The organism is Corynebacterium auriscanis (assembly GCF_030408435.1).
Taxonomy (GTDB): domain Bacteria; phylum Actinomycetota; class Actinomycetes; order Mycobacteriales; family Mycobacteriaceae; genus Corynebacterium; species Corynebacterium auriscanis.
In genome coordinates this window covers 1,887,875-1,914,497 of record NZ_CP047046.1, presented here as the reverse complement: position 1 = coordinate 1,914,497, position 26,623 = coordinate 1,887,875, and the positions used below count along the sequence as shown (strand labels likewise).

General features: G+C 58.7%; 20 protein-coding genes and 2 pseudogenes. 15 read left to right on the top strand and 7 right to left on the bottom strand.

Annotated elements, in window-relative coordinates; genetic code table 11:
• Nucleotides 1–12: 12 nt before the first annotated feature.
• Entirely contained in the window at nucleotides 13–1,479 is a 1,467-nt protein-coding gene (locus CAURIC_RS08125; RefSeq protein ID WP_035113446.1) for a dolichyl-phosphate-mannose--protein mannosyltransferase, read from the bottom strand.
• A 195-nt stretch (nucleotides 1,480–1,674) separates the two neighbouring features.
• On the opposite strand from CAURIC_RS08125, the gene rsmI reads away from it, so the two are divergent.
• Nucleotides 1,675–2,571 carry a 16S rRNA (cytidine(1402)-2'-O)-methyltransferase gene (gene rsmI, locus CAURIC_RS08120; RefSeq protein ID WP_035113269.1) on the top strand — a complete coding sequence of 299 codons (897 nt, stop codon included), beginning with the start codon at nucleotides 1,675–1,677 and terminating at the stop codon, nucleotides 2,569–2,571.
• A 242-nt stretch (nucleotides 2,572–2,813) separates the two neighbouring features.
• A complete protein-coding gene (locus CAURIC_RS08115; protein ID WP_084588083.1) occupies nucleotides 2,814–4,565 on the top strand; it encodes a BCCT family transporter in 1,752 nt (583 codons plus the stop codon).
• A 52-nt stretch (nucleotides 4,566–4,617) separates the two neighbouring features.
• Here CAURIC_RS08115 and CAURIC_RS08110 read toward each other — a convergent pair whose 3' ends face one another.
• On the bottom strand, nucleotides 4,618–5,061 hold the full coding sequence (locus CAURIC_RS08110; RefSeq protein ID WP_035113270.1) for an RrF2 family transcriptional regulator: 444 nt from the start codon (nucleotides 5,059–5,061) through the stop codon (nucleotides 4,618–4,620).
• Nucleotides 5,062–5,330: 269 nt separating this feature from the next.
• Between CAURIC_RS08110 and metG the strand changes: the two genes are divergently transcribed.
• From metG to CAURIC_RS08075, 7 genes are all read left to right on the top strand, one after another.
• Nucleotides 5,331–7,166 (top strand): methionine--tRNA ligase, encoded by a 1,836-nt coding sequence (gene metG, locus CAURIC_RS08105; RefSeq protein ID WP_290182415.1) that lies wholly within the window; start codon nucleotides 5,331–5,333, stop codon nucleotides 7,164–7,166.
• Between the two features lie 203 nt (nucleotides 7,167–7,369).
• Nucleotides 7,370–8,692, top strand: a complete 1,323-nt coding sequence (locus CAURIC_RS08100) for an MFS transporter (protein WP_052094795.1) — start codon at nucleotides 7,370–7,372, stop codon at nucleotides 8,690–8,692.
• A 161-nt stretch (nucleotides 8,693–8,853) separates the two neighbouring features.
• Nucleotides 8,854–9,729, top strand: coding sequence for a TatD family hydrolase (locus CAURIC_RS08095; RefSeq protein ID WP_035113271.1), 876 nt, complete (start codon nucleotides 8,854–8,856; stop codon nucleotides 9,727–9,729).
• 277 nt (nucleotides 9,730–10,006) lie between these two features.
• Nucleotides 10,007–11,188, top strand: coding sequence for a resuscitation-promoting factor (locus CAURIC_RS08090; protein WP_035113272.1), 1,182 nt, complete (start codon nucleotides 10,007–10,009; stop codon nucleotides 11,186–11,188).
• A gap of 9 nt (nucleotides 11,189–11,197) precedes the next feature.
• Nucleotides 11,198–12,139 carry a 16S rRNA (adenine(1518)-N(6)/adenine(1519)-N(6))-dimethyltransferase RsmA gene (gene rsmA / locus CAURIC_RS08085; protein WP_035113273.1) on the top strand — a complete coding sequence of 314 codons (942 nt, stop codon included), beginning with the start codon at nucleotides 11,198–11,200 and terminating at the stop codon, nucleotides 12,137–12,139.
• A complete protein-coding gene (locus CAURIC_RS08080) occupies nucleotides 12,132–13,202 on the top strand; it encodes a 4-(cytidine 5'-diphospho)-2-C-methyl-D-erythritol kinase (RefSeq protein WP_084588084.1) in 1,071 nt (356 codons plus the stop codon). The genes rsmA and CAURIC_RS08080 overlap by 8 nt, the downstream gene beginning before the upstream one ends.
• 80 nt (nucleotides 13,203–13,282) lie before the next feature.
• The gene (locus tag CAURIC_RS08075) at nucleotides 13,283–15,172 is read left to right on the top strand and encodes an ABC-F family ATP-binding cassette domain-containing protein (protein WP_290182410.1); all 1,890 of its coding nucleotides are present in this window, start codon (nucleotides 13,283–13,285) and stop codon (nucleotides 15,170–15,172) included.
• 277 nt (nucleotides 15,173–15,449) lie between these two features.
• Here CAURIC_RS08075 and CAURIC_RS08070 read toward each other — a convergent pair whose 3' ends face one another.
• Nucleotides 15,450–16,049 carry an Ltp family lipoprotein gene (locus tag CAURIC_RS08070; RefSeq protein WP_052094797.1) on the bottom strand — a complete coding sequence of 200 codons (600 nt, stop codon included), beginning with the start codon at nucleotides 16,047–16,049 and terminating at the stop codon, nucleotides 15,450–15,452.
• A gap of 342 nt (nucleotides 16,050–16,391) precedes the next feature.
• Between CAURIC_RS08070 and CAURIC_RS08065 the strand changes: the two genes are divergently transcribed.
• Nucleotides 16,392–16,718 carry a putative quinol monooxygenase gene (locus CAURIC_RS08065; protein WP_035113274.1) on the top strand — a complete coding sequence of 109 codons (327 nt, stop codon included), beginning with the start codon at nucleotides 16,392–16,394 and terminating at the stop codon, nucleotides 16,716–16,718.
• A gap of 50 nt (nucleotides 16,719–16,768) precedes the next feature.
• On the top strand, nucleotides 16,769–18,259 hold the full coding sequence (locus tag CAURIC_RS08060) for an L-serine ammonia-lyase (protein ID WP_290182407.1): 1,491 nt from the start codon (nucleotides 16,769–16,771) through the stop codon (nucleotides 18,257–18,259).
• A 289-nt stretch (nucleotides 18,260–18,548) separates the two neighbouring features.
• Here the strand turns inward: CAURIC_RS08060 and CAURIC_RS08055 are convergent.
• Nucleotides 18,549–19,004, bottom strand: a pseudogene (locus tag CAURIC_RS08055) (IS30 family transposase); the annotation flags it as partial.
• A 297-nt stretch (nucleotides 19,005–19,301) separates the two neighbouring features.
• Nucleotides 19,302–20,003: a helix-turn-helix domain-containing protein gene (locus CAURIC_RS08050; RefSeq protein WP_201448030.1), complete on the bottom strand. Its 702-nt coding sequence runs from the start codon at nucleotides 20,001–20,003 to the stop codon at nucleotides 19,302–19,304.
• A gap of 587 nt (nucleotides 20,004–20,590) precedes the next feature.
• On the opposite strand from CAURIC_RS08050, the gene ppk2 reads away from it, so the two are divergent.
• From ppk2 to CAURIC_RS08030, 4 genes and pseudogenes are all read left to right on the top strand, one after another.
• Nucleotides 20,591–21,580 carry a polyphosphate kinase 2 gene (ppk2, locus tag CAURIC_RS08045; protein ID WP_035115005.1) on the top strand — a complete coding sequence of 330 codons (990 nt, stop codon included), beginning with the start codon at nucleotides 20,591–20,593 and terminating at the stop codon, nucleotides 21,578–21,580.
• A gap of 249 nt (nucleotides 21,581–21,829) precedes the next feature.
• Entirely contained in the window at nucleotides 21,830–22,879 is a 1,050-nt protein-coding gene (locus tag CAURIC_RS08040; protein WP_290182404.1) for an enoyl-CoA hydratase/isomerase family protein, read from the top strand.
• A 276-nt stretch (nucleotides 22,880–23,155) separates the two neighbouring features.
• Nucleotides 23,156–23,857 carry a helix-turn-helix domain-containing protein gene (locus CAURIC_RS08035; RefSeq protein ID WP_290182402.1) on the top strand — a complete coding sequence of 234 codons (702 nt, stop codon included), beginning with the start codon at nucleotides 23,156–23,158 and terminating at the stop codon, nucleotides 23,855–23,857.
• Nucleotides 23,858–24,154: 297 nt separating this feature from the next.
• Nucleotides 24,155–24,610 (top strand): annotated as a pseudogene (locus tag CAURIC_RS08030) (IS30 family transposase); the annotation flags it as partial.
• Between the two features lie 340 nt (nucleotides 24,611–24,950).
• Here the strand turns inward: CAURIC_RS08030 and CAURIC_RS08025 are convergent.
• Both CAURIC_RS08025 and CAURIC_RS08020 read right to left on the bottom strand, forming a co-directional pair.
• Complete coding sequence (locus tag CAURIC_RS08025) at nucleotides 24,951–25,226, bottom strand: hypothetical protein (protein WP_035115817.1); 276 nt, start codon at nucleotides 25,224–25,226, stop codon at nucleotides 24,951–24,953.
• Nucleotides 25,227–25,891: 665 nt separating this feature from the next.
• Nucleotides 25,892–26,617 carry a nicotinamide mononucleotide transporter family protein gene (locus tag CAURIC_RS08020; protein WP_035115811.1) on the bottom strand — a complete coding sequence of 242 codons (726 nt, stop codon included), beginning with the start codon at nucleotides 26,615–26,617 and terminating at the stop codon, nucleotides 25,892–25,894.
• Between the last annotated feature and the right edge of the window lie 6 nt (nucleotides 26,618–26,623).

Here is a 26,623-nt window from a genome sequence, read left to right as displayed (position 1 = left end):
TGCCCGCCTTAGCTACCGCCAGCTTGGTAGCCACATGCGCGCGGCGAACTCCGCGTTGGTCATTGGCATACCGGTATACAGCGGTAGGAAGAACAGGAAGTTCCACACCACCACGGCCACGTAGCCAACAACGAGCACGACCGGCCACCGCTTGTTTTCCGCCCGCGCCGTGTGCAGAAGCTGGCAACAGGCCAACGCCAACGCAATAACCAAGAATGGAGCAAGGTTCACGGCGTAAAACAGGTACATTTGACGATCTAGCGTGGGCAGCCACGGTAGGAATCCCGCGGCAAAGCCGATCACGGGGACAGCCCAGCGCATATCGCGGTGAATGAGCAGGCACCATACGCCCCACAGGATTACGGGTACACACAACCACCAGATTGCAGGGGTGCCAACCAGCAATACTTTGTGGACAATTCCATCCTTTTCTGGAGGGCTGTAGTACAGCAGCGAACGGCTGCTCACCAACCATGACCAAGGCTTAGATTCCCAGGAGTGGTGGTGGCCATTCGAATTGGTCAGTGCCGTATGGAACTTCAAAACGGACGAGTGATAGTAGATGAAATTCCGCACCACATCGGGCAGAAACGTCAACCCGGATTCATTCAATTCCGAAAACCGACCGCTTTCAACTGCGTGCCGGAAAACCCCGGTTTCCGAAGCGAACCAGGCCCGCCAACTGGCGATGTAACCGATGACCGGCACAATCACCAAGGCAAAAAATGACGGCGCGCTATCCAGTACCAACGTTCCACGCAGAGGGTGTTGCACCCCGTAACGTCGGCGCCGGGCATAGTCAATCGCGACGATTGCCAACCCAGCGAAAGCAAGGTAATACAGCCCCGACCACTTCACGGACAGTGCACCGGCCAGCGCCACTCCAGCGGCGAAACGCCACCAGCGATACCCCATGCGCGGGCCCAAGGTGTGGTCACGGACACGTTCTTCGGCGAAAACGCGGCGGAACCGCCCCTCCATCTGCTGGGCATCGCGCACCAAGAAATACGTCGCTGACACCACAAACAGGGTCTGAAAATGATCCAGCATGGCTGACCGGCCGGTGACAAACAAGATGCCATCACACAGGGCGAAAATGCCGGCGAGCATTCCGGCCACTTCCGATTTGGTAATGCGCCGCGCGATGGCTGCGATTAGCAAGATAACCGCAATTGCGCACAGGGCAGAACTCACACGCCACCCGGCCGGGCTGTAGCCCAGCAGTTGCATGCCCATGCTCTCCAATTGTTTACCGAGTGGCGGGTGTACCACCAAGCCGTAGGCAGGGTTGTCCTCGATCCCACCAATCAGGGGATTGGTCTGGCTCATCGCGATTTGCCACGATTGCGGGGCATAGTGTTTCTCGTCGAAGACGGGAGTGCCACCATCCGTGGGTTTCCCTAGCGAGCTCAAGCGACTCACGGCAGCGAAGACTGCTAGGCTCAGCTGAATCCACACCCACCGGCTCCACGTCCTCACACCCTGGGCCGCACGATCATTCGCCGCACGGCTCAGACCGAGCTCCGCCGGGGTAGAGACATCCTCCCGTGAGGGGAGAGCGGGGCGCTGTGTACCGCTCTCGGCAGTGGCCGTGGCACTATCGGTTTGGTTCGACGGGCGTGGTTCTGGGGTGGAAACTGTCACAGCCAATAACTCTAGTGGCATGCTGGGGGAATGACAGTAGAGTCCCTCTTGCATCGAGCCCAGGAACAGCGACCCCTCCCTCATGGGGGTATCATCTTGGCAGCCACACCTTTGGGCAACCCACTGGATGCCTCCATTCGGTTGCTCGATGCCTTGGCAAGTGCGGATATCATCGCTGCGGAGGATACGCGCCGCACCCGTGCGCTGGCCGATGCGTTGGGTGTGATGATTACCGGCACGGTGGTTTCGAACTTCGACCACAATGAATCCGATCGCGCCGGTCATTTCGTTGCAGAGGCCCAAGCCGGCAAGCGCATCCTCGTGGTGACAGATGCGGGGATGCCTGCGGTTTCCGATCCCGGATTCCCGCTGGTTGTAGCTGCCCGGGCTGCGGGTGTCCCGGTGACCTGCCTGCCTGGTCCTTCTGCAGTACCCACCGCGCTTGCGCTCTCGGGTGTGGGGATGGGCCACTTCACGTTCCTGGGGTTCGCTCCGCGCAAAGATGGCGCGCGCCGGGAATTCTTTAGCAACTTGCTCACTGCTACCACGGCTACGTGTTTTTTTGAATCCCCTCACCGTTTGCAGGCGACCTTGGATATTGCGGTGGAGATTTTAGGGGCACGACGCCCCGTTGCAGTCGCCCGCGAGCTAACCAAGCGTTTCGAAGAGGTTCGTTCTGGTTCTGCTGCCGAAGTAGCCGAATGGGCTCATGCAAAGGAAGTAAAGGGGGAAATCTGTGTGGTGATTGGAGCTGTGGATCCCGAAGAGCTGGGGGTGGACTCGGCTGATGTGGTCGGGGAAGTTGAGGGGCTCGTGGCCGGTGGAATGCGATTGAAGGCGGCAGCAGGCGAGATCGCGAAGCGCCACAACCTCAGCAAGCGGGAAGTGTACGAGGCTGTGTTGCACGCCCGCGAGGATAGCGAGTAAAGCCACCCAGAACGGAATCGTTACCGTATTGTTATCCTTGAAGGGATGGGGTCCACCCCGCCGCCACGCACATAGATCAAGAATAGGTGCCCAAGCAGGGCGAACAGAGGACTTAGCGGGGCGTCGGCTAGAAAAAGATGCATAAGGGATGCAGCCGGGAAGTGTGGTGAAAGGCCGCGATCGCACGGTGAAAAGTCCCGGAGGGTTTGATATTGCGCCCCCCTGCCACCACTGTGGAGAATATGACGATTTCACAAGGAAACCCACAGCAAGGGGAGAGATTAAATTCCGAAGAGCAAGCGCTGGCGGAAGCCTTCGTCGATCCCGCCAACGATCCGAAGGTAAGCCAGCAGGCACGGCTCGATGACGATGCGCCAATCAATTGGACCGTCACGTTTGGGGCGCTCGCGCTCACTTTGGTGGTGGTCGCCTGGGGATTGCTGGGGAAAGACAGCTTTCAGGCATTCTCTGGAAAGGCACTGACGTACATCACCAATGATTGGGGATGGCTGTTCGTCTTGGCCGGCACAGTGTTCGTTGGTTACATCCTGTTCATCGCCTTCAGTAAATTCGGCCACATTCGGTTGGGTAAGGATGGCGAGGAGCCGGAGTTTTCCACCGCGTCTTGGGTAGCCATGATGTTCGCCGCCGGTATGGGCATCGGTTTGATGTTCTATGGTGTGGCAGAACCACTGACCTATTACCGCCAAGGTGTGCCGGGAACGGAACCGGGTGATGTTGGGGTATCGATGGCCACCACGATGTTCCACTGGGGACTGCACCCATGGTCGCTCTATGCCATCGTGGGCCTAGCTATCGCGTACACCACCTTCCGCCTGGACCGGAAGCAGCTATTGAGCTCGGCCTTCATTCCGCTGATCGGCGAGCGCCGAGCCCACGGCCCACTGGGTAAGATCATCGACATTTTCACGATCTTCGCGACAGTTTTCGGCACCGCAGCATCCCTCGGTATTGGTGCCACTCAGATCGCCTCAGGTATGGAAGCCACTAACCTGTGGACTAACCCCGGCATGGGAGTGATGATCGGGGTGATCATCGTGCTGGGTGTGTGCTTCCTCGTTTCCGCTGCATCTGGTGTGGGTAAAGGTATTCAGTACATCTCCAATGCCAATATGATCATGGCTGGTCTGCTGGCCTTGTTCCTGCTGATTGTGGGACCCACCGTTGTCATCTTGAATCTGATCCCCACTACCTTGGGCAACTACCTGTCCGAGTTCTTCTCCATGGCGGCCCGCACCGCCGATTCCAGCGAAGGTGCCGGCAAGTGGCTGGGCTCATGGACTATCTTCTACTGGGCCTGGTGGGTCTCCTGGTCCCCATTCGTCGGTATGTTCCTAGCTCGCATCTCCCGTGGCCGCACCATTCGTGAGTTCGTGACCGTTATCCTCATGGTGCCGTTGGCAGTGACCGTCGTATGGTTTTCCATCTTCGGTGGTTCCGCCATTCATGCAGAGGAGACGAATCAGTCGATCTGGGGCGATGGAGATGCCACGAAGCAGCTGTTCAACCTGTTGGATACTGTGCCCGGTGGCTACGCGGCTTCGTTGCTGGCCATGATTTTGCTGGCCACGTTCTTCATCACCTCTGCGGATTCCGCATCGACGGTGATGGGAACCATGTCCCAAAACGGCCGTGTGGAGGCCAACCGCAAAGTCACCGTCTTGTGGGGATTGATGACCGCAATCATCGCGATCGTCATGATTTGGACGGGTGGAGAAGATGCCCTGACCAATGTGCAAAACATCACGATCATCGCGGCCAGCCCGTTTGTGCTGATTATTATTGCGTTGATGTTCGCAATCGTGAAGTCATTGTCCAATGACCCGCTGTATTTGGACCACAAGGCTCAGCGGCATTACGCCATGAGGGATGCACGCGAAAAACGCGTGGCCGCTTATCTGAACAAGCAGAACGGTCGCGGGGTGCGCCGTTTCAATGTGGGGGAGAAGTCTGCGAATAGGGCGAAGGATTAACCGCCCAGGACAGTTTCGCACTTATCGCTGCCGGTGTCGCGCAACTTTCGCGTTACACCGGCATTGCTTTTGCTGGGGACACAGGAACGATATCGGCGACGGTCGTCTTGTCCAGTATCGTGAAGAACTGCTCTGCCGCGCCACGTAATACGGCGTGTAGGGCGCATTCGGGTACGAACGGGCAGGGATCGTGAACGCGGTAATTCGCCAGTCGCTCGCCTTCCAAATCTCGAATCAACGAGCCCAGTGGCTTCAGTAGCGCCTCGGGTGTCAGGGCCACTCCGCCGGTGCGTCCACGCGTGGATCGCACAAGGCCGAGTTCGGCTAATTTGGAGACAACCTTGGCAACGTGGGTTTGTGGGGCACCAATGTCGTCTGCAATGCTGGAAGAAGTGTATCGAGGGGGAGCGACCCCGGCCGCGCTAGCGGCATCGTCTAGAGCGGCCAGTTGCATCAGGATCCTGATGCCTAGCTCGGTGGCTCGATTTAACTGCATGGTCGTCCTTCGTGAGTGAGAGGGTCAAGATCAATTGAAGGCGATGGGCTTCACATTAGCTAACCTTATATGACCCCTAAGAGAATCATGTGTGCACGGGTGGGTTGTATGGGGTATGTCAGCCCCATTTTTTCACAGGGTAGGGCATCAGTTGTGCTGTATGAAAATCATTGGCGTAAAAACAACCCCAACGGTCTTCAACCCCCACCTCCACAGGGCGGTGGGGTCATCTTTTTCTTCGCAGGTGGCAATACCTTAATGTGGTAGGCATGTCACAACGTGTTCTCACCTCTGTTGCTTGGCCTTACGCCAACGGCCCCCGTCACATCGGCCATGTTGCTGGATTCGGTGTTCCCTCCGACGTCTTTGCCCGCTATCAGCGGATGATTGGCAATGACGTCCTCATGGTTTCAGGCACGGACGAACACGGCACTCCGCTGCTGGTCCAAGCGGAAAAAGAAGGCGTGAGCGTTCAAGAGCTGGCCGACCGTTACAACCGCATCATCGTTGAAGACTTGGTCGGCTTGGGATTGTCTTACGACTTGTTTACTCGTACCACCACGCGTAACCACTACGCGGTCGTCCAGGAACTCTTCCGTGGCCTTTACGACAACGGTTACATGGTGACCCAAACCACCCGTGGGGCGATCAGCCCTTCCACGGGCCGAACTTTGCCCGACCGTTACATCGAGGGCACCTGCCCCATTTGTGGGGCAACTGACGCTCGCGGCGATCAGTGCGATACGTGTGGAAACCAGCTGGACCCCGAAGATCTCATCAACCCTGTGTCCAAAATCAACGGCGAAACCCCCGAGTTCGTGGATACAGAACACTTCATGCTGGATCTTCCGGCCCTTGCGGAAGCATTGACGGAGTGGCTTAAGGGCCGCACCGATTGGCGCCCCAACGTCCTGAAATTCTCCCTCAATTTGTTGGAGAACATTCGTCCCCGCGCAATGAGTCGCGATATCGACTGGGGTGTGCCGATCCCTATCGAAGGTTGGCAGGACAACAATGCGAAGAAGCTGTATGTCTGGTTCGATGCCGTGGTGGGCTACTTGTCGGCGTCAATTGAATGGGCCTGGCGTACCGGCCAGCCGGAAGCTTGGCGGAAGTGGTGGAACGACCCAGAGGCAGTGGCCTATTACTTCATGGGCAAAGACAACATCACCTTCCACTCCCAGATCTGGCCTGCGGAACTTTTGGGATACTCCGGGCAGGGCTCCAGGGGTGGCGAAGCCGGTGAGCTGGCCGAGCCCACACTGAACCTGCCGACTGAGGTGGTTTCCAGCGAGTTCCTCACGATGTCAGGTTCAAAGTTCTCGTCCTCTAAGGGGGTGGTCATCTACGTTCGCGACTTCCTCAAGGAATTCGGACCGGATCCACTGCGTTACTTCATCGCCGTGGCTGGCCCGGAGACGACGGACACGGACTTCACGTGGGACGAATTTGTCCGCCGTATCAACTCCGAACTGGCGAACGAGTGGGGCAACCTGGTTAATCGTACGGTATCGATGGCGCACAAGAACTTCGGCGAGGTGCCACCTCTGGGCTCTTTACTCGACGCCGACAAGGCCCTCTTGGATGAATCTGCTCACGCATTTGAGGTTGTTGGAAAGGCGTTGCAGGCATCCCGCTTCAAAGCTGGGATCACTGAAGCTATGCGTATTGCCGGGCGCGCGAATCAGTACATTGCGGCCCAGGAGCCCTGGAAGCTGGCCAAGGATGAATCGCAGCGCGAGCGCTTGGGTACGGTGTTGCACGTGGCATTGCAGGTGGTGAGTGATATCAACACCCTGATGACCCCTTACCTGCCGTTTAGTGCACAGAAAATCTTCGAGACCCTCGGTGGCCAAGGTGTGTGGGCCGCCCAGCCGAAGATCCTGGAAGTCACCGATGATTCCCCACGGGACCCTGTGGGCACGGGCGTGCCGGAGGCGGGTCGCGCGTACCCCGTGATCATGGGTGACTACAAGAACCAGCAGGCCACGTGGAAGCGCATCGATCTAGTGCCGGGAACGCCGCTAAGCAAGCCAAAGCCACTGTTTGCGAAGTTAGACGCGGAGCTGGCGGAGACCGGTCCGGAGTGGGCGAAGATCGGATAGAGCAACGGTGATGAGAGGCAATGCTGCAACTGGCGTGGCGTGATGGAGGTGCGGAGTGGGCGAAGGTCGGATAGAGCAAGGGTGATGAGAGGCAATGCTGCAACTGGCGTGGCGTGATGGAGGTGCGGAGTGGGCGAAGGTCGGATAGAGCAAGGGTGATGAGAGGCAATGCTGCAACTGGCGTGGCGTGATGGAGGTGCGGAGTGGGCGAAGGTCGGATAGAGCATTCGGGGCGAGAAGATAAACGCGCTGTCACCACCATTTCCGTCATCGCGGTAGTGGCGGTGTTGCTCACGAGTGTAAACCTGCGCAGTCCGATCAGTTCGTTCTCGCCGATCGCGGACAAGGTCTCGGACAGCCTCGGGGCATCCCCTCTGTTCGTGGGCCTCGTGGGCATGGCGCCCACATTGATGTTCGCACTGGCAGCGGCTTTGAGTGCGCCACTGTCGCGGGCAATGACCTTTCGCAAAACCGCCGCTGCATCCATGGTTGTAGCGGCCGTGGGGTTTGGCGTGCGCACGTTTGCACCCAACGAACTACTGTTCCTCATTGGCACGATGGTTGGCCTGATGGGGGTGGGTTTTACTAATACGCTACTTCCCGCGGTCGTGAAGGACTATTTCCCGTTCCGCATCACCGTCATGTCCATGGCCTACCTGGTGGTAGGTAATACTGCGATGGCTACGGCGTCCGTCGTGGCTGTGCCCTTGGAACAAAGGGGCGGTTGGCAACTGGCTTTAGGGCTGTGGGCCATTCCGCCAGTGCTGGCAGTCGCGTGTTGGATTTTGCTGGTGCGTGTGGTGGGCCCGGAGGTGGGAGGCCGGCGGCGTCGGGAAAGAATTAAAGCCCAGCGAGCAGCCGATAAAGCAGCCGGAGTGGCTAAGCAGAGTTATCGCCACATATGGAGACACCCTGTGAGCTGGGGTGTGGTGTTGATGTTCGCCATGACCAGTTCTATGTCCTACTGCTTCATAACCTGGGCGCCGAAGATCGTGGTGGAATCAGGTGGTAGCGAGCAGCTCGGAGGCGTAGTCGGTGGTACGTTCGCGCTGACTGGCATTGCCACCAGTGTGATCGTGCCGTGGATGGTTGGTAGGTTCCGGCGCGGCTCACTGATGGTGACAATCTATTCATTCGTGGCGATGATGGGTGCGCTGGCACTGCTGTTGCATGACCCAATGAAGGCGCCATTTGTCTGGATCGTTTTGGTTTCTCTGGGTTGTTCCACTTTCAACCTGGGGTTGCTGCTGGTGGCTACGCGTACCCGCGCGGCAGCTTCGGCGGCGGTGCTGTCGAGCGGTGCCCAGGCGGTTGGTTATTCCATCGCGAGTGTGGGGCCGTTCCTGTTCGGTTTGTTGTTTGAGGCGACTGGGAGCTGGAACGCCGGGCTGTATATGTTGATGGGTTTCAATACTGTGCTGTTGGGCGCGGGCATTGTAGCCAGCCGCGTGGTGTTCGTGGATGACAAGCCTGGCGAGCAGGAAAGTGATGCGGGGATTGTTGTGGCTGGGGCAGTTAAGCCGTAGGTGGGGTTTAATCGTGGGCGGCTTGGGGGGAACCGTAGCTGGTGCGGGGGCTGGGTCGTAGGCGGGTGGGGGCTGAGTCTAGGGCGGGGTGGGGTTGTGGCAGCTTCTAGGCGCGAGGTGGCTGCCCGGTTATAGGCCGCGCCCGCGTTAGGGTGGGTGGCATGGCTAAAAAGAAATCACGTCCTACTCCCACTATCCCAGAAGCGGTGGACACTCTATTCGATGCCCACACGCACCTCTATGCCACCGTGCGCAAAATGGGATATGACGTAGAGGGTGACCCGGATGCCTATCGGCTGGGGGTGGAGTACATCATGGGGCGCGCTGCGCAGGCCGGTGTGCGCGGGGTGTGCACTGTCGGTGATGGGCTGGAAGAAACGGAACGGGCGGTAGAAGCCACGGCGTTTCATGATCGAGTGTGGGCGGCCGTTGCGGTGCACCCCACGTTGGCGCACACGATGACCACGGATGTGCGGGAACGCTTGCGGCAGCTCGCAGCGGACGAGCGCTGTGTGGCGATTGGCGAGACGGGGTTGGATACGTACTGGATTGGGAAGGACGAAAAGACTCCAGACCTGGATGTGCAGGAGGAGGCCTTCCGCTGGCACATTGGTCTTGCGGTGGAAACGGGTAAGCCGTTGATGATTCACAACCGCGAGGCGGATGCAGAGATCTTGCGTGTACTGGAGGATTCACCGCGTCCAGCGGTTGTCATTATGCACTGTTTCTCGTCGCCGTTGGAGGTGGCGAAGGAGTGCTTGGATCGCGGCTACGTGCTGTCGTTTTCCGGGAATGCCACGTTCAAGCGCAATGAGGAGCTGCGGGAGGCTTTGCGGTTGGCGGATGCCGGGCAGATTTTGGTGGAAACCGATGCACCTTATATGACGCCGGAACCGTTCCGTGGCGCACGTAATGAACCGGCGTTTGTGGGTCATACCGCACGGGCTTTGGCGGAGGTGCGCGGTATGGATCCGGAAAGTTTTGGGCGACTAGTTTCGGAGAACGCTGAGCGCATTTACAAAATAACAAGGCCGTAATTCGATAGCGAATTGTTACCGTTGAGGCTTAGCGTCCTTGTGTTACTCATGTGGCGCTTGTGACCCGTGTGACTTAACTGAATTTGCGGTATTGATGTTTTGCCTGTTGAAGGGGAGAAAGTGATGTGGGCGACATCTATGCAAATAATTTTGAAATGAACCTTTCGTTACCGTACTGTGACAAACTATCGAAAGAGTAGTTTCTGCCCTGGTTCGCCAACCGAGCCGAATAGCCAGTTCGAAATCGGGCTGAATAACACGAGAGGTAATCGTCCGAGTGTCTCCTAAGAAGAAGTCCTCCCTGCACCGCATCAACAACACCAGCTCCACCCCGCTGCGCGTGGCCACCGGTGGCATGCTGGCAACCCTCGTTGTCGGTGGTGGCGTGGCTGTAGCTGGCCAAAAGGATGTCACTGTTGACGTCAACGGCAAGATCATCGAAGCCAGCACCATGTCCGGCACCGTCGAGGGCGCATTGAAGTCCGCAGGTGTGGACGTGGATCAGCGTGCCATGGTCAGCCCCGCCCTGGATGAATCTATTGGTGATTCGGACACGATCACCGTGCGTACCCCTCGCCAGGTCAGCCTGGTTGTTGACGGTCGCAAGCAGACTGTGGATACCACCGCCCTGACCGTCGGCAGCCTGCTGGATCAGCTGGGCCGCACCGATGCGACCGAGTTGCTGTCCGATGCTCGTGGCGAGCGCATTCCAGAAGAGGGCATGACTCTCGAGGTCACCACCCCGAAGAAGTTCACCCTCAATGACGGTGGCGAGTTCGGCAAGATGAGCCTGCCGGCCCGCACCGTTGGGGATATTTTTAAGCTGCGCGGAACCCCGCTGGGCAAGGATGATGTTGTAAAGCCAGCGGCCAACACTCCGCTCAAGAATGGCATGCACATCGACGTCACCCGTGTGACTAAGAAGCGCGTAACCGAAGAGCGTGTTGTGGACGCTCCGGTCAAGGTGAAGGAAGATTCCAACCTGGCAAAGGGCGAGGAAAAGGTTGTCCGTGAAGGTAAAGCGGGCAAGGTTCGCGATGTATTCACCGTCCGTAGCGAAAACGGTACCGAAGTTTCGCGCGAACTGATCAAGACCCGCACGATCACTAAGCCACAGGTACGCATCGTTATTCGTGGCACCAAGGCCGATGAGTCTAAGGCTGGCAACGAGGCCGGAGGGAACACCGGTGCAGCAGCGCCTGCTGTCGCAGGTGATTCCGTCTGGGACCAGATCGCGCAATGTGAGTCCACGGGCAACTGGGCCATTAACACCGGCAATGGTTTCTCCGGTGGTTTGCAGTTCACCCCGTCCACCTGGGCTGGTTTCGGTGGTACGGAGTATGCACCTGCGGCTCACATGGCAACCCGTGAGCAGCAGATCGCTGTGGCTAAGCGCGTGCAGGCTGCCCAAGGCTGGGGCGCGTGGCCGGCATGTACGTCCAAATTGGGGCTGCGATAAGCTGCAGGGGTGTCCCAACCTTCTCAACCCATCCAGCTTTTAGGACCAGCTCAAGTTCGCGAACTCGCGGCCGAGCTGGGGATCACGCCTACCAAAAAGCTGGGGCAGAATTTCGTTCACGATCCCAACACGGTGCGCAAGATCGTAGCCGCGGCTGAGGTCGGTTCCCGCGACCACGTAATTGAAGTCGGCCCAGGCTTGGGTTCCTTAACATTGGCACTGTTGGAGGCCGTGGAATCGGTCACAGCGGTGGAAATCGATTCGCGCCTCGCCCAAAAGCTACCCGCCACGGTGAACCATTACGCCGCGGGGGCGTTGGACAAGCTGGGCGTCATTGAAATGGATGCGCTGAAGGTGACCCGTGCCGATTTTGAGGCAGCAGGGCGACCCCTGCCCACCGCATTGGTGGCCAATCTGCCGTACAACGTTTCAGTACCGGTGCTTTTGCACCTGCTGGAGGAATTCCCCACCATCGACCGGGTGCTTGTGATGGTACAGCTGGAGGTTGCAGACCGCTTAGCGGCGAAGCCTGGATCGAAGATCTACGGTGTACCTAGTGTGAAAGCTGGATACTACGGCCAGGTTTCTCGTGCCGCGACCATCGGCAAGAACGTTTTTTGGCCGGCGCCAAAAATCGATTCCGGCCTGGTGCGCATCGATCGTTACAGCAACGATCAACGGCCATGGGCTGCCGATTCGCCGCAGTTGCACACGCCCGAAGAACAGGCGCTGCGCAAAGAGACCTTCACCCTGGCGGACGCGGCCTTTTTGCAGCGCAGAAAAACCCTACGAGCGGCACTGAGCGGCCATTTCGGTAGTGGCCAATCAGCAGAGCTAGCCCTCGTCGCCGCTGGGATTGACCCCAAAGAACGCGGTGAAAAGCTATCGGCCAGCGATTTCGTTCGGCTGGCTACACTGACTTCTGCACGTGAGGAGGGCCGCGATGCCTGACCTACCCCCAGAGGCGCAGGCCGGTGCAACTTTGCCCGGTGCAACCCGCGCCGATGCAACTTTGCCAGGGGCGTCCCAGCACGGTGCGCCCGTGACCGTGACGGCGGAAGCCTACGGGAAGGTAAACCTCTTGTTGGGTGTGGGGGACGCGCGCACAGACGGCTACCACGAGTTGACGACTGTTTTTCAGTCCATGGACCTGCGCGAAACCGTGACCATCACGCGTGTGGAATCGAAGACTGGCATACAGGGGTTGACCGCAGACAGTGTTTTCGACGACCACGTGCCAACCGATTCGACGAACCTGGCCTGGCGGGCGGTGGAACTGGTACGCGAGGTAGCCCGTGAGCATGCGGCCCAGGGAGCGCAACTGCGTAACTCTCCTGATGTTGGCCTGCGCATTGACATTCGTAAAGGCGTGCCCATGGCTGGGGGAATGGCAGGCGGGTCTGCCGATGCTGCGGCTGCCATTGTGGCAGTGGCCGAGTTCTTCTGGCCGTCAGAATTCGTACCGATCGAGGAACTCCACGCACGCGCTGTGACATTGGGTGCCGATGTTCCGTTTTGCCTGCTAGGTGGCACTGCGTTGGGAACGGGGATTGGCGAGGATCTTTCACCGATTCTCACCCGAGGCACCTATCACTGGGTAATGGTGACCAACAAGAAAGGCCTATCCACTCCGACGGTCTTCAAGAAGCTGGACGAGCAGCGCCAGCTAGCCGCAGAAGGACAGCGTCCCGACGTGCGCGTGGGTGATCCTGGACAAGTCATCAAGGCTCTGCGGAGTGGCTCGGCGGAACTATTGGCAGCCCAGCTGGGTAACGATCTTCAAGCTCCTGCCGTGAGTTTGCTCCCTGAACTGCGGGAAACGCTGGGGTTGGCGCACCAGGCGGGGGCTCTGCGGGCGATCGTTTCTGGGTCGGGCCCCACGGTCGCCGTGCTATGCCACGACGAAGAACACGCGGTGGAGGTGCTGGCTAGTATCACTGGTGCTGCCCGTGGGGTGCGTGCGGTGCTCGCCACATCGCCGGCGAGCGGGGCTCGTGTAGTAGCGCGAACCTGACTCCCGCGTATATCCCCCGCACTTTTGGAATAGTCCACTTGGAATAGTCCACGTTCAACCCAACGAAAGGCGTGCACACTATGGCTGCCCCAACGAACCTGATCAACTTTGAAAACGTCTCCAAAACCTACGGCCTGAAAACCCTGCTGGACCAGGTCAGCATCGGCGTTAACGTGGGTGACCGCGTGGGAGTGGTCGGGTTGAACGGCGGTGGAAAGTCTACGTTGCTGAAGATCCTCAGCGGGGCGGATACTCCAGATTCCGGGCGCGTGGCAGCCATGAACGATTTGCGTTTGGCGATGGTGACTCAGGATGTGCTGCGCGAGGTCTTGGTGGAGGATTCCCTCGCTGATACCACCGTTGGTGATGCTGTGTTGGGGTCCCTTGGTTTGGAGGTCTACGAGTGGGCATCCAACCCCAAGGTCCGCGGTGTTCTTAACGGTTTGGGGGTGGCAGACCTAGGGTTGGATACCCGTGTACGCGGTCTTTCAGGTGGCGAGCGCCGCCGTACGGGCCTCGCTGCCGCGCTCGTGCGCGATCTAGATCTGCTTATCCTCGATGAGCCCACTAACCACTTGGATGTCGAAGGTGTGCAATGGCTGGCCGATCACCTGCTGTCGCGCAACACGGCGTTGGTAGTGGTGACCCACGATCGTTGGTTCCTAGATACGGTTGCGACTACCACCTGGGAGGTCCACGACGGTGCGGTGGATATTTACGAGGGCGGTTACAACGACTGGACTTTCGCGCGTGCCGAGCGTTCCCGGCAAGCCGATGCAGCAGAGCAGCGTCGTCAGAACTTGGCACGTAAGGAATTGGCTTGGTTGCGCCGCGGTGCTCCGGCGCGTACCTCTAAGCCTCGCTACCGTATTGAGGCCGCGGAATCCTTAATCAACGACGTTCCACCAGTTCGTAACAAGGTGGAGCTCATGGCTTTCTCCGCCCGCCGACAGGGCAAGAAGGTCATCGACTTAGAAAACGCCACGATTGCGACCCCGGATGGCCGAGTGCTGGTGGAACACCTCACCTGGCGATTAGGCCCCGGTGAACGCATTGGTTTGGTCGGGGTCAACGGCAGTGGAAAAACCACGCTGTTGCGAACGCTGGCAGGGGAGCACCCGTTGGTCGAGGGGCAGCGCAAGGAAGGCAAGACCGTCCGGTTGGGTTGGCTGCGCCAGGAGCTGGACGACTTGGATCCAGAGCGCCGATTGCTGGATGCGGTGGAGGACGTGGCAACGTATGTCACTATTGGAGATAAGGAACTCAGCGCCTCCCAGATGGCGGAGCGGCTGGGTTTTTCAGCGAAACGCCAGCGCACCCCGGTGGGGGATCTGTCGGGTGGCGAGCGTCGCCGTTTGCAGCTGACTCGCGTGCTTATGGCCGAACCCAATGTTTTGCTGCTTGACGAGCCAACGAACGACTTGGACATTGATACCTTGCAGGAGCTCGAAAGCCTGTTGGACGACTGGCCGGGCACGTTGGTTGTGATCTCTCACGATCGGTATTTGATCGAGCGTGTCTGTGATTCCACGTGGGCATTGTTCGGCGATGGCAAGCTGACGAACCTGCCCCGCGGCATCGAACAATATCTGGAAAAACGCACCGCGCTGGCCCGAGCGGCGGGTAAGAACGACAATGTGCTGAATTTTGGCGTTAACCGTGGCGCACCTGCCGACACTGCTTCGCAGCCTATTCCCGACGCCACCTCCTCCGCGGCCCCGCGTTTGACTAGTCAGGAAGAACGTCAGCTGCGCAAAGACATGAACGCGCTTGAGCGCAAAATGGGCAAATTGAACGACAAGTTGGCGGACCTGCACAAGCAGATGGAAGCCGCTGCCGCTGATGCGTCCGGTGGCAACATTGACACTGAAAAGCTCAGCGCCCTCGATGCCGAACAACGTGCTACCAATAATGAACTCGAGGGCTTGGAGCTTGAGTGGATGGAACTGGGCGAGCAGCTGGAGGGCTAAGCCCCCACCGCGTCTTGCTGCCCGTCGTTCCCGCGTGAGCTTTCCCTGTTCACCTCCACCACAATGAACTACTTATCGTGGCAGGTGACACGGCGAATGCCTCAGCTTGGCCAACGGCTTGGGCACTCTGCCCACATGCTGTCTAACCCGCATCATGCCTATGCTGGGCGCCAGGCGGTGGTGAAACAACAGTCAGTGGTGAACCTACATGTTGTCCACGCCGTACCGTGCCTGGGCTGGGCGCCAGGCGGTGGTGAAATAACAGTCAGTGGTGAACCTACATGTTGTCCACGCCGTACCGTGCCTGGGCTGGAGTGAATCCCTCGTAGATGAGTTGATCGACAAGTCCATCGTCGGACAGCCCGAGGCCAGTGCTGTCATAAGAGCGGGCCTTCAACACGGCCTGCTGGTTCCAATCGACAGTGATGTTCGCCATGGCGTAATCGATCGCGGTTGCAGGGAATTGCTCATACTCCAGTTGCTTGCGCAAACCCGATGCTGAAAACGGCATGGTACTCAAGTAGCTTTCCGCCTTGATGAGCGCATTTCGGTGCTCTCGGTTGGAAGAGTTGTCGTCGGCAGAAGAGCTATCGCCAAAACTCAATTCGGGCGCGCCACTACTGGTTGATGCGGATGGTTCGGGTTGCGCCGCTGGCTTGACCTGCGGAGGGTTTGAGTCCCCGAACGTATTGGTGCCGTGTTCGGAGGCAGCCCCTAGGGTTGGATTAGGTTTTGCGCTTTGGGGAGTCGGAAGCTTTTCCATCGTCGTGTTGACGACCGTGCTCTCGGGGGCTGCAGTGGGCTCCGGAGAGCTGCAGGCGCCTAGGAGCACAGTCATGGCGAATCCAGTAGTGACGATGATGCGGCGGGTGTTCATTTGTCCAGAACCTTTCTGTGGATAACTCTCAGGTGGGCAAGATTCCCGAGGGGGAATCGCATTCGCATCGTGGTGTGTGAATGCGGATGGGTCTTGGGTGGTTTCACGTGAGTTGGAGCCTTCACCGAAAAGGAAGGAATCTGGCTTCGTTTAACCACAACATCATTCTCACACCGAAGTCAGACATCGCTTTGAGACATGTTCGATTTTCACTGTCTCGGAGTCTCATGGTGTCGATAATTTCACCGCCCGGTTTCGCAGAACGTGTTCCTAGGGCTGAGTATCGGAACTCCTGACCTGTAATGATGCAAGCCCGGCCGGGGACGGCCTAGAGTCGACAACATGATTCTTATTAACGTTCGATTCAAGCCACTGGCAGAGCACGTAGAAAACTTCCGTGAGGTTGTTGCGGAATTCACGGAGGCTACTCGCAAGGAAGACGGCTGCTTGTTCTTCGATTGGTTCCGGAACACGGACAACCCAGACGAGTACATCTTGATCGAGGGGTTCCAGGATGACGCGGCAGAAGCCCACGTCAATTCTGATCACTTCAAGAAGGCCACGGAAATGTTCCCGAAGGTCTTGAAGGAAACCCCTCAGATCATCAACACCACTCTGGAAGGCAAGACGGAGTGGGATCGCATGGCTGAGTTCCAGGTGGAAAGCTAAGCCCCGAAGTCCTCCGTCCCGTGTCTCGAAGAGTCGTTACACTGGCCACCATGACTGTCAGCGTTTTTGATCTCTTCCAGATCGGGGTGGGGCCTTCTTCGTCTCACACGGTGGGCCCGATGCGCGCCGGGTTGACTTTCGCTACTGAGCTGCGCAAACAATGGTTAGCTACCGAAGATGGGAGCGTGGCCACGGCCGACCCATTCCCCGCCTTGGAACCTGTCACAGAGGGGAAGATCGCAGGAGTGGTCACCCCGGTAACCTCCGAGGAAAGCCCAGTGGGCCGGGCGATCTCGGTCATCCTCTATGGATCGCTGGCTGCCACTGGCTTGGGTCACGGTACGTTGGATGCGTGTTTGTTGGGCTTGGATGGTTGCGATCCAGCCACGGTGGATCCCGATTACATGGCCACGCGCATCAAGCAGATCCGTGAAGCTCGCACCATCTACCTCGCGGGGGATGAAAACCTACCCGTGACCTGTGGTTTTGAAGATATCATTCTGCGTCCTGCCGTCCGCCGTACTATCCATACGAATGCGGTGACATTCGTGGGCATTCCGGAGGATCGCGACAACTGCTTCAAACAAACCTATTACTCCATCGGCGGGGGATTTATTCGCACGGAGGAAGAAACCCCCACTCTCGGGGAAATCACGGGAGACTGGGTGTTTGGATCTGGCGAAAAGCTCATTTCCTTAGCGGAAGCAGCGGGTGTTTCCTTTGGCACGGTGCAGCGACAGTGCGAGCGCTCGCGCTATAGCGATGAACAGATTGATCGTCAGTTGGATGAAATTGCCCAGGCTATGCAGGATTGCACTAAACGTGGGATCTCTTCTGACGGCTTGTTGCCGGGTAATTTACATGTTCGACGCCGCGCTAAGCGCTGGTACGACCAGCTACAGGAGGAAGATCCAAACCGGACTGCGGAGTTCTCGGAGGACTGGGTAAACCTCGTTGCTCTTGCCGTTAACGAGGAGAACGCGGCCGGTGGGCGCGTGGTGACTGCACCCACGAATGGCGCGGCGGGCATTATCCCTGCCGTGATGTTCTACGCACGGGAGTTTACGGCCTCGGGCAAGGCAGACCCGCAGGAGACTGCCCGCAGGTTTTTGCTGGCGGCCGGTGCCGTGGGATCTTTGTACAAGGAACGCGCCAGCATTTCGGGTGCCGAAGTGGGGTGCCAAGGGGAGGTCGGTTCGGCTGCGTCCATGGCCGCTGCCGGATTGACCGAGGTGCTGGGTGGAACCCCTCGTCAGGTTGCGAACGCCGCGGAGATTGCGATGGAGCACTCCCTGGGCTTAACCTGCGACCCGATCGGTGGATTGGTGCAGATTCCTTGTATCGAGCGCAACGCAATCAGCGCCGGTAAAGCCATTAACGCTGCGAAGATGGCGTTGCGTGGCGACGGAGAGCATCACGTCACCTTGGATGAGGTCATCGAGACCATGCGCCAAACGGGTGCTGATATGTCGTCGAAGTACAAGGAGACCGCGGGCGGGGGATTGGCAGTAAACGTGGCGGTGAACGTGCCTGAGTGCTAGGTCGCACTGGGGCGCGGAAGCGGTAGCGCTGGAGTGGTAGGGCGGAAGTGATAGCGCTGGAGTGGTAGGGCGGAAGTGGTAGCGCTGAAGTGGTAGTGCGGAAGTGGTAGCGCTGAAGTGGTAGTGCGGAAGAAGTAGCGCTGGAGTGATCAGGCAGAAATAGTAAGGCGCCCCGCTGGTGACACGGATGGCACGAGCAACCCGAACCTGGTGGGTGCCCTGCGGGCGGCGGCATTCGAGTGCTGATATCCGAATGTGCAGCAGAAGTCCGACAAATATGCGGGAAGGGTCAGGCGGTGAATGCAACATCTTCGGATGGGTCGAGGTTAAAGAATACTTCCCTCGGGGTCAGTCCATCTAGCACCACCCGTGGAGTGTCGTTGATGAGGTCTTCATATTCCTGGAGTTGCTCATGGGTCACCGTGGCAAGATCGGTGCCTTTCGGAATGAATCGGCGTAGCTCGGCATTAATATTCTCGTTACTCGGCCGCTGCCATGGGGAGTGCGGATCGCAGAAGTAGAGCTTCAACCCCTCAAAATGTTCGGCCAGCTGACCACTGGCATCCATTTCCGCGCCCTGATCCCAGGTCAGGGTCTGGACGCGACGGTCTGGGGCGATAGCCATCTGGTTGATCTGCCCGAGCATGTCTTTCAACGCGGTGACCACGGTCTGGGACGTGTGATCGGTGGTTAACAACCTGGCCATGAACAACCGGCTATGCCGTTCTATCAAGGTGATGATCGCGTGCTTTCCACCCTGAGCGCCTCACACGAGATCACCTTCCCAATGCCCTGGCACTGCCCGGTCAGCAGCGTGTGGTGGGCGGGTGGAGTATTGTCGCGCCATGAACCCATGGTTTCGCCCCGCGCCCGCGAGTCGGTAGCTTCGAGCGGGGTCGTCGTCCTGTGCGACCTGATCGAAAGGGCGTAGTCGACGGTTAACTCATGGCGTAGCCCACCAGCTGCTTGGACGTAGAGGGCTTGGTACATCGTTTCGTGTGACAAGGTCAACTCCTGATGAATGCCGGATAAACGTTTCAGCCTAGCTACGATACGTCTCGGTGAGACCTGCCGGTTCAAGCAGTCGAATGACGATACGTCGTAACGTGGTATGAGCATCAAGTTTTCGCGGTTTCGGGCGTTTGGCTGCATCGATGCTGCGTTGCTGGGCTATCAGTGGGTGATACACCCCGTCGATACTGTTGCGGGTGACCTCGCGGCTGATCACGCTGGGATGCCTGCCGAGTTGTCGGGCGGTGCGGCGGATGGAATAACTCTGATCTAGGCAAAACTTGATGTAGACCCGGTCGAACGCGGTTAAGCGCATACCCCGGCCGACTTTGACTGTCGCTGGCTGATAATTCACCACCACGGGGTCTACTGACAACACAATGGGTTGATCACGGTTACTTGTCGACGATACCGACGGGCGGGACACAGGCATGACAGAATTATGTACCCACCGGTACACGGTAACTGGGTGGACACCAGTTCTGGCGGCAATATCGTGATCACTTCGCCCAGCACATGCTAAGAACATGACCATCATCTGGGTGGTTGTCTTGTGGGTGGCAAGACCACCACCACGTCCCCGCGCAAGGCGCGCACCTTGGCTTGTGATGTAGTCCCGCAACGCACGGTCGGTACAGCCAGTGGCTTGGGCTGCGTGCAGTGCGCTGTAGCGGTGGTTCGCGATCAGGTCGAAAGCAGCAACAACAGCAGGATCGGGAGTGTAGGACATCATCAACACCTCATGAACAAATCAGGGTGTTGCATTCACCACTAGACCCCACCCGTGATTTTGTCGGAGTTCTGCTGCACTTTGTGTGACTGAGTGCGTGGGCTTGTGCGTGAGCCTGTGCGCGAGCTTGTTCGTGGGTGGTGGGCGTCGTGCCGCCACGCGGGTTAGCTTTCGGGGGGGGTATGTGGGCTTGTCCGTGGGCCAGGGCGCGGCCTTTGCGTGAGCTTGTTCGTGGGTGGTGGGCGCCGTGCCGCCACGCGGGTTAGCTTTCGGGGAGCGCACCAGTGATTCGCTGGTGACACGGATGGCACGGGCAACCCGAACCTGGTGGGTGCCCTGCGTGCAGGGAAGGGAGTCGTGCGGACAACTCCAGTGGAGCTAACACCAGGTGGGTGCCCTGCGTGCAGGGAAGGGAGGCGTCGGGGACGATTCCCGCGTCGGCGACGGTCAGGGGTGCCCTGCGTGCAGGGAAGGGAGGGGAAAGGGAGCAGCGGGGCGTCGTTCCACCAGAAAAGCGATAGCCGTGCCAGCCCCAGACATTAAAAGAACAATTAGGGTTGCCAGCGAATGCACAGGTAGAATTCACAACCATGAGTTCCTCCCTACCGAAACTGGATAAGAAAGCCTACGAAGACCAGCTGGAGAAGCTGCAGGCTGAACTAGTCGAGATGCAGCAGTGGGTCGTGGAGACCGGCGCGCGCATCGTGATCGTGATGGAGGGACGTGACGCGGCCGGTAAGGGCTCCGCGATTAAGCGCATCACTCAATACCTCAACCCCCGCGTGTGCCGCGTGGAGGCTCTACCCGCGCCGAACTCCCGGGAACAAGGACAGTGGTACTTCCAGCGCTACATCGAAAAGCTGCCGACCGCTGGCGAGATCGTGATCTTCGACCGCTCCTGGTACAACCGCGCAGGCGTAGAGCGTGTGATGGGTTTTTGCACCACCCACGAATACCGTCGCTTCCTGCACCAAGCTCCCATTTTCGAGCGCCTGCTGGTAGAAGACGGCATTCTGCTGCGCAAGTACTGGTTCAGTGTGTCCGATGAGGAGCAGGTGCGCCGCTTCAAGTCCCGCCAGTCGGACCCGATGCGCCAATGGAAGCTGTCCCCAATGGACCTGCAATCCATCACACGCTGGGAGGATTACTCCCGCGCGAAGGACGAGATGTTCGTCCACACAGACATCCCGTCCGCACCGTGGTACACCGTGGAATCCGAGGACAAGAAGCGGTCGCGCATTAACGTGATCACGCACTTGCTGAGTACGATTCCCTGGGAATACGTAGAAAAGAACATCCCCAAGATCCCTGAGCGGCCGGAGTCGACCTCGAACTACGAGCGCCCACCCCGTACACAATTCCGCTACGTGCCGGATGCGGCTGCGGAATTGGAAAAGGACCGGGTGAAGGCGCGCGAAGATGCGGCAGCTGGCGTAAAGAAGGCGGAGAAGAAGGCTGACGACCATGTCAAGCCTGTAAAGGAGTCCAAGAAGAAATCGGATAAGAAGGCGAAGAAGCCCACGAAGAAATCCGCCAAGAAAGCAAGCAAGAAATCCGCTAAGAAGTCGGGCGGGAAGTAAACGCCGATCTCTGGCCGGACGGTTAAACGGTGCCCGGCTGCGGGGGCCTTGCGGTTGGCCGGCGACGGCGCCGGTGCCTAGTCCCCTGATGGGGGTGCGTGGGGGGGTCTACGTGAGCAGGCCAGTCTCGGCTGCACAAAAGAAGCCCCCCTGCGCGCAGCTGCATCTGACCGCGGCTAACCGTGGCTAACCGTGGCTAGGTAGGGGCTTGTCCGCACGAACGGCCGTGCTCGTGAGAATATAGGTTCCATGAGTACCGCTGATGTCATCACTACCCGGGTGGAAGGCAACACCGCGATCGTTGAAATGGACCGACCGCGGGCGCTGAATGCGCTGGATCACACGATGATCCTGGCGCTCCACGAAGCTTTTAGCCAGTATGAATCCGACGATTCGGTCGGTCAATACATCATTTGCTCCTCATCGCCTCGCGCGTTTTGCGCGGGCGGTGACGTGCGTTGGGTTCGGGAGCAAGACTTAGCGAATAACCACGCCGCGGGTGACCGCTACTTCGCTGATGAGTACGACCTCAACTACCGCTTGGCGAATTTCCCTAAGCCCGTCGCTGCGGTGATGGAGGGTTATGTAATGGGCGGTGGCATGGGTATCTCCATGCACGGCTCCCATCGGATCGCCACGCCCACAACGGTGGCAGCGATGCCGGAAATGAATATTGGTTTTGTTCCTGATGTGGGAATCAGCCACGTTTTAACCCACATGAAAGCCCAGAACCCTGTGGCCATGGGAGTATTCGCAGGTACAACGGGGTGGCGCATGAACGCCGCCGACATGATGGAAACGGGCCTTGCCACCAACCTGATTGCTCAGCCCGAGGCGTTTTTTGAGGACGTTCGCAACCAGGGCTTCCTCGAGGCACTCGATGCGCATTCTGTGAGCCCGGAATCGCTGGATCTGGAACCCTCCGGCATGATCACGTACGCCGATTGGATTTCCGACGTGTTCTCGGGTGACTCGTGGCAGGAGATCGAACGGCGGTTGGGGCGTTTTACTACGTCCGACGCCGACCTGGACGACTTCGTTAAACATGTGAAATACCAGTTGGAGAGCTGTAACCCGACTAGCCTGGTTGCCTGCGTGGAAATGTTCCGCCGTGCCGCTGAGGTGGATTTGCGAACGGCTTTGGACAATGAGCTCGCCGTCGGTAGCGCCCTGCGCCGCGAACCGAACTTCGCCGAGGGAGTGCGAGCTGTCCTCATTGACAAGGACCGCACCCCGAAGTTCCGCCCGGATAATGCTGCGGAGGTTGATGTGGAGAAGTGGCGAGCGCTTCTGAAGTAGCTCGAGCCGTTGGGCTGGGGTAGGTAATCCGGCCCAGCACGCTGGGTCTGGGTGGTTCTAGCAGTGTTGGGGGCGGGGCCGTGCTAGCAGTGTTGGGGGCTTTCCCGAACGCCCCGGTGTTGGTGTGCGCGCATTGATCCCGTTGTTGGTGTGCGCGCATTGATCCCGTTGCCGGATTTCTTGAGCTGAAAGACGAATGTGCAGCAGAAGTCGAACAAAAACGCGTGGTGGGGTCTAGTGGTGAATGCAACACCCTGATTTGTTCATGAGGTGTTGATGATGTCCTACACTCCCGATCCTGCTGTTGTTGCTGCTTTCGACCTGATCGCGAACCACCGCTACAGCGCACTGCACGCAGCCCAAGCCACTGGCTGTACCGACCGTGCGTTGCGGGACTACATCACAAGCCAAGGTGCGCGCCTTGCGCGGGGACGTGGTGGTGGTCTTGCCACCCACAAGACAGCCACGCAGATGATGGTCATGTTCTTAGCATGTGCTGGGCGAAGTGATCACGATATTGCCGCCAGAACTGGTGTCCACCCAGTTACCGTGTACCGGTGGGTACATAATTCTGTCATGCCTGTGTCCCGCCCGTCGGTATCGTCGACAAGTAACCGTGATCAACCCATTGTGTTGTCAGTAGACCCCGTGGTGGTGAATTATCAGCCAGCGACAGTCAAAGTCGGCCGGGGTATGCGCTTAACCGCGTTCGACCGGGTCTACATCAAGTTTTGCCTAGATCAGAGTTATTCCATCCGCCGCACCGCCCGACAACTCGGCAGGCATCCCAGCGTGATCAGCCGCGAGGTCACCCGCAACAGTATCGACGGGGTGTATCACCCACTGATAGCCCAGCAACGCAGCATCGATGCAGCCAAACGCCCGAAACCGCGAAAACTTGATGCTCATACCACGTTACGACGTATCGTCATTCGACTGCTTGAACCGGCAGGTCTCACCGAGACGTATCGTAGCTAGGCTGAAACGTTTATCCGGCATTCATCAGGAGTTGACCTTGTCACACGAAACGATGTACCAAGCCCTCTACGTCCAAGCAGCTGGTGGGCTACGCCATGAGTTAACCGTCGACTACGCCCTTTCGATCAGGTCGCACAGGACGACGACCCCGCTCGAAGCTACCGACTCGCGGGCGCGGGGCGAAACCATGGGTTCATGGCGCGACAATACTCCACCCGCCCACCACACGCTGCTGACCGGGCAGTGCCAGGGCATTGGGAAGGTGATCTCGTGTGAGGCGCTCAGGGTGGAAAGCACGCGATCATCACCTTGATAGAACGGCATAGCCGGTTGTTCATGGCCAGGTTGTTAACCACCGATCACACGTCCCAGACCGTGGTCACCGCGTTGAAAGACATGCTCGGGCAGATCAACCAGATGGCTATCGCCCCAGACCGTCGCGTCCAGACCCTGACCTGGGATCAGGGCGCGGAAATGGATGCCAGTGGTCAGCTGGCCGAACATTTTGAGGGGTTGAAGCTCTACTTCTGCGATCCGCACTCCCCATGGCAGCGGCCGAGTAACGAGAATATTAATGCCGAGCTACGCCGATTCATTCCGAAAGGCACCGATCTTGCCACGGTGACCCATGAGCAACTCCAGGAATATGAAGACCTCATCAACGACACTCCACGGGTGGTGCTAGATGGACTGACCCCGAGGGAAGTATTCTTTAACCTCGACCCATCCGAAGATGTTGCATTCACCGCCTGACCCTTCCCGTGATTTTGTCGGAGTTCTGCTGCACATTTCGTGAAGTGGTGCGTGGGGTGGGGTGTGTCCTGGTGCGTGGGTGTGAAGTGGTGCGTGGGGTGGGGTGTGTCCTGGTGCGTGGGCGGTGGGGTGCGCCCTGCTCCCGGTGCCGGTATTCCCGGCATTCGGGCTCTGAAAGACGAATGTGCAGCAGAAGTCCAACAAAAACGCGACATTTTGTCGGAGTTCTGCTGCACATTTCGTGAAGTGGTGCGTGGGGTGGGGTGTGACCTGGTGCGTGCGCGGCGGGGTGTGAAGTGGTGCGTGGGCGGTGGGGTGCGCCCTGCGGACGGGAGCTTGTTTAGCGCAGCGCGCTGGTGAGTTTTGGCAACAGTGCGGCGGCAAGGCCAATGACCGCGGCCACGATGCTGGCAATCATCAAACCGGTGCCGAGTTCAATGGGCTTGCCGTCGGCTGTGGAAAAAGCATCTTTGATTTGAGAAGAGCCTTGGGCATTCTGGCTTTGGGAAGAGCCTTGGGCTTTCTGGTTTTGGGAAGATCCTTGGGCATCCTGGTTTTGGGAAGAGTCACTCCCACTTTGGCCTGGTAGAGGGATGGTGGGGGAAGGCTGGCGCATTGAAGTTATGTTTGCTTCCGGAACACTCGTCATACACCTTGATCTGGAAGGCTCGCCGGGCCTGCCATTGCCTATGGCTGGGCCCGAAGTCTTTCTTAATAAGCTCGTTTTGCTTCGCGAACCGTACAGCCTTTCGCCGACAATCGTCTGCAAGGGTATCGGCATTGGACCGCGCGATGTCCTTGGTGAAGCGCTCATCTAAGGGACGAAGGCTACCGTGCGTGGCTTTTTCTTGCGCGGTGTATGTCACCGCGCATACATCGCGCGGCTCTCGTTTGATGGTGTATGCGTGGCTGGGGCAACCATCGCTCCGGATAGGGCGGTGACGGTTGCGGCAACGGTAATAGCGCGCTTCAACACCAGGGTTTCCTTTCTCTGTAGGGGGAGCCTTAGCGGGGCGAAACTGTGAGGGGGAAGCTCGGCGGGGCGAAAGGGGAAGTGGACCCCTTACCTTTGGGTCTAAACGTCAATTACATTCGCGGTAGCGCGTCGCTTAGGCTATGTATTTGCTGAGGTTTCTTTATGCTCAAGTAAGGGTATTATGTTCGCAGATGCATCTACACGGTGATTGGGGGAGGTTCGTGCCTAGCCTCGCACGGCGCTTTACCCTTGTGGTCGGCCGCCTCGGCGAACTTGGCGTGCGCGTTTGGCCAAGCGCTCCGGCTTTACCCTTTCGCCGGCCGCCCCGCCGGCGCCTTTTGTACCCTCAACCACGTTACGAAACCCCATGCGACGAACAGCCCGTACACCACGTACAGGGCTGCGCTGGAGTAGTACCCCGCCATGAGCAACAGGGGTACGCCTACGATGTCCACGGCAATCCAGATCAGCCAGAATTCCGTCCAGCCGCGCGCCATTCCGTAGGTGGCTAGCAGCGAACCGACGAAAATCCACCCGTCCGCCCATGGGCCCCAGGAACCCAGCGCTTGGAAGATCAACGCGCATACCACGGTGCCGAACACGGCGACCACGGCCATGCCCAATCGCTGCTTGCCCGTAGCCCATCGTGGCTGAACCGCCGCTGCATCCTCATGAGGCTCGGAGACGATGGACCGGCTGGGATCCGTGTGATCCGGTTCTTGCAAGCCCGTCCGGCGCGCCCGGGACCACCGCCACCAGCCGTAGATCGAAACGATGAGGAACATCACTTGGCGGCCGGCCTGGCCGTACAGGTCCAGGTTTTGCGGGGTGTGGAATAGCCCGCCCAAAAACACGGTAAACAGCAGTAGGTTTCCGATGATTCCCACGGGCCACGCCCACACAACGCGTCGCATCCCACCCACGGCGGAAGCTAGTCCAAACAGGTTGCCGATGACTTCGCGCACAAGTATCGGCGCTCCGGCAATCGTCCATGTGGCGTTCAGCAGGCTGGTGAGGAAGGATCCTTCCATCGTGTA

Coding starts and splice junctions, on each gene's coding strand:
- rsmI (WP_035113269.1), top strand. CDS start 1,675: ATGACAGTAGAGTCCCTCTTGCATCGAGCCCAGGAACAGCGACCCCTC.
- CAURIC_RS08115 (WP_084588083.1), top strand. CDS start 2,814: ATGACGATTTCACAAGGAAACCCACAGCAAGGGGAGAGATTAAATTCC.
- CAURIC_RS08110 (WP_035113270.1), bottom strand. CDS start 5,061: ATGCAGTTAAATCGAGCCACCGAGCTAGGCATCAGGATCCTGATGCAA.
- metG (WP_290182415.1), top strand. CDS start 5,331: ATGTCACAACGTGTTCTCACCTCTGTTGCTTGGCCTTACGCCAACGGC.
- CAURIC_RS08095 (WP_035113271.1), top strand. CDS start 8,854: ATGGCTAAAAAGAAATCACGTCCTACTCCCACTATCCCAGAAGCGGTG.
- CAURIC_RS08080 (WP_084588084.1), top strand. CDS start 12,132: ATGCCTGACCTACCCCCAGAGGCGCAGGCCGGTGCAACTTTGCCCGGT.
- CAURIC_RS08075 (WP_290182410.1), top strand. CDS start 13,283: ATGGCTGCCCCAACGAACCTGATCAACTTTGAAAACGTCTCCAAAACC.
- CAURIC_RS08070 (WP_052094797.1), bottom strand. CDS start 16,049: ATGAACACCCGCCGCATCATCGTCACTACTGGATTCGCCATGACTGTG.
- CAURIC_RS08065 (WP_035113274.1), top strand. CDS start 16,392: ATGATTCTTATTAACGTTCGATTCAAGCCACTGGCAGAGCACGTAGAA.
- CAURIC_RS08060 (WP_290182407.1), top strand. CDS start 16,769: ATGACTGTCAGCGTTTTTGATCTCTTCCAGATCGGGGTGGGGCCTTCT.
- CAURIC_RS08050 (WP_201448030.1), bottom strand. CDS start 20,003: ATGATGTCCTACACTCCCGATCCTGCTGTTGTTGCTGCTTTCGACCTG.
- ppk2 (WP_035115005.1), top strand. CDS start 20,591: ATGAGTTCCTCCCTACCGAAACTGGATAAGAAAGCCTACGAAGACCAG.
- CAURIC_RS08040 (WP_290182404.1), top strand. CDS start 21,830: ATGAGTACCGCTGATGTCATCACTACCCGGGTGGAAGGCAACACCGCG.
- CAURIC_RS08035 (WP_290182402.1), top strand. CDS start 23,156: ATGATGTCCTACACTCCCGATCCTGCTGTTGTTGCTGCTTTCGACCTG.
- CAURIC_RS08025 (WP_035115817.1), bottom strand. CDS start 25,226: ATGCGCCAGCCTTCCCCCACCATCCCTCTACCAGGCCAAAGTGGGAGT.
- CAURIC_RS08020 (WP_035115811.1), bottom strand. CDS start 26,617: ATGGAAGGATCCTTCCTCACCAGCCTGCTGAACGCCACATGGACGATT.